Source organism: Roseovarius halophilus (ex Wu et al. 2025) (assembly GCF_047086965.1).
Map to the genome: position 1 here is coordinate 1 of NZ_JBKOTX010000398.1, position 2,305 is coordinate 2,305.

The 2,305-nt window shown below is 71.8% G+C and carries 2 protein-coding genes and 1 pseudogene; 2 read left to right on the plus strand and 1 reads right to left on the minus strand.

From position 1 onward, the window contains the following. Positions 1-113: 113 nt before the first annotated feature. Positions 114-386 carry a hypothetical protein gene (locus ACH107_RS32075; RefSeq protein ID WP_412509673.1) on the plus strand — a complete coding sequence of 91 codons (273 nt, stop codon included), beginning with the start codon at positions 114-116 and terminating at the stop codon, positions 384-386. Here the strand turns inward: ACH107_RS32075 and ACH107_RS32080 are convergent. Continuing rightward, positions 359-1,252, minus strand: coding sequence for a glycosyltransferase family 10 domain-containing protein (locus ACH107_RS32080; protein ID WP_412509674.1), 894 nt, complete (start codon positions 1,250-1,252; stop codon positions 359-361). The two genes, ACH107_RS32075 and ACH107_RS32080, sit on opposite strands and share 28 nt — an antisense overlap. Positions 1,253-1,493: 241 nt before the next feature. Between ACH107_RS32080 and ACH107_RS32085 the strand changes: the two are divergent. Beyond that, positions 1,494-2,145 (plus strand): annotated as a pseudogene (locus ACH107_RS32085) (nitrile hydratase subunit alpha). Positions 2,146-2,305: the final 160 nt, after the last annotated feature.

Consider the following 2,305-nt stretch of genomic DNA (forward strand, 5'->3'; position numbering starts at 1 on the left):
CGCAATATTCCCGGTTCGGCCTCTGACGTGATCGTCAAGATCGTCATACTCTTTCTGGTCTTCACCGGCGCGGCGCCACGAACGGGGCCGACATCGCGCAGGGCTATTCCGGCGTGCTGGTCGATCCGCGCTGGCTGGCCGGCCCCGACATGGACCCGCCCGACCCCGCATGGCCGGTCGATGATGTCTGGCTGTCGGGCCATCTTGCCCGCCAAGGCATCGGGCTGGCCGACGCCCCCGCCGCGCGCCGGGGGATGATCCCAGCCCATGACGACGCGCACGCGCTGCAGAAAGCCGTCGTCGGCGGCATGACGCGCGACGGCGCCAACAGGGCCTGTGCCGCGCTGCTGCACGACCGTTACGGCATCTGGCCGCCGCTGTCTTGATCGGCGTCCAGCACGGCGCGCGCCGCGCGACCGTAGAAATCGCCCCAGTGATCGGCCCGTGCCTGCATCGCCGCCAGTGCCGGCTGCCGCGCGGCGTAATCGTCTGCACTGGCCGCGCGCACCGCCGCGCGCATCTGGGCCGCGTTGTCGCAGATCACCATCGCGTCGGGATCGAGGAAATCGCCGATATTGGGACAGCCCCAGTATATCGGTACGCATTGGCACAGGATCGCGTCCACCAGCTTCTCGGTGAAGTAATTACGCTCGCGCACGTTCTCGATCACCAGCGAATACCGGTAGGGCGCCAGCCCCTCGGCCTTGGCGCCGAAGGGGCGATAGCCGCGTCCCATCACGTCGACCGCCGGCGCCTCGGCACGGGCCCATTCGGCCATGGCGTGGCGCAGCTCGTGCCCTTCCTGCGAACGTTTGGCCGACGCGATGAGCGAACAGGTCGCGCGCTTCGTCAGGTCCAGCTCGCGCCATTCGGGCACCCACGTGCCGCCGAAGGGAAAGAAGACGCCGTTCGGGATGGCCGCCAGCAGCGCCTCGTTGCAGGTCAGAACCCGGTGGAACCGCCAATGCGTGCGCCGCAGCCAGCGCATGTGCGCGCCGTGGATCGCCTCGGGCTCCAGCACCATGACGGACACCCGCGCGCGCGTGCCGAAGCCGGGGCGCAGGTGCAGCGTGTCGCGCGGGAACAGGATCAGGTGATCCTCGGGCCGCAGGTCGCGCAGGCACTTGCCGGCAATGTCGCCCGGATCGCCCAGCGGCCAGATCAGCGACGCCAGCGGGATGGCGCCGGGGCGCAGGCCCAGTTTCAGGTGATGGGGCAGGATGGCCGCCCGGGGGCCGGTCTTTGATGACATGCGCGCCTCTCGTTCCGGGCGCGGTCATAGGCCCAAAGTCAGCGCGTGGCAATGCGGCCCATCCCGGCACTGGACAGACGGCCCCCTCCCCCGAGCAACTGGCCTACGGGCTGGCGGCCGGGGAAAACCGCTCTGCCGCCTGCGCTTCACCATGGCCGAGATCCGGGGCGATGCGGCCGAGGCCCCGTCGGACAGGATCGACGCCGAGCTCTACGGCCATTGGCTGGAAAAGGTCCGAACCATCCCCCACGACCATCCCGACCGGTCCCGCCAAACGGGGATGAGCCCGTCCGGCCACCCCTACCGCGCCGACAATGACGGCCTGCTCACCTATGGGCAGCGCATGGAGATCGCGGTGCGCGAACTGCTGGTCGAGAAGGGGTACATGACCAAGGCCGAGATCGCCGGACAGATCGCGGCGATGGACGACCGGTCCCCGGCGAACGGCGCGGCCGTCGTGGCGCGGGCATGGACCGACCCGGGCTTCAAGGCGCGGGTGCTGGCCGACGCCCCCCGCCGCCACGCGCGAGCCGGGGCTGGATATCGGGCCGCTGAACCTGATCGCCGTGGAGAATACCGACCGCGCGCACACCATGATCGTCTGCACGCTGTGTTCGTGCTATCCGCGCGACCTGCCGGGGCTGCCGAACGACGGGTACAAGACACGCGCCTACCGGTCCCGCGCGGTGCGCGAACCGCGCAAGGTGCTGGCCGAGTTCGGCGTGACCCTGCCCGCGGACGTGCAGGTGCGGGTGCATGACAGCACCGCCGACATGCGCTGTATCGTGGTGCCCGTCCGGCCCGCCGGCACGGACGGGATGGGCGCGGCCGACCTCGCGGCGCTGGTGACCCGCGATTCGATGATCGGCACCGGCCTGCCGCGCCGGCCCTGAGCGCGTTCCCCGGAGGCGTGGCGATGCCACGCCGGTCAATTTCGCGTTCGGGCCACGCGGGCCGGGGGGGGGGGGGGGGGGGGGGGGGGGGGGGGGGGGGGGGGGGGGGGGGGGGGGGGGGGGGGGGGGGGGGGGGGGGGGGGGGGGGGGGGGGGGGGGG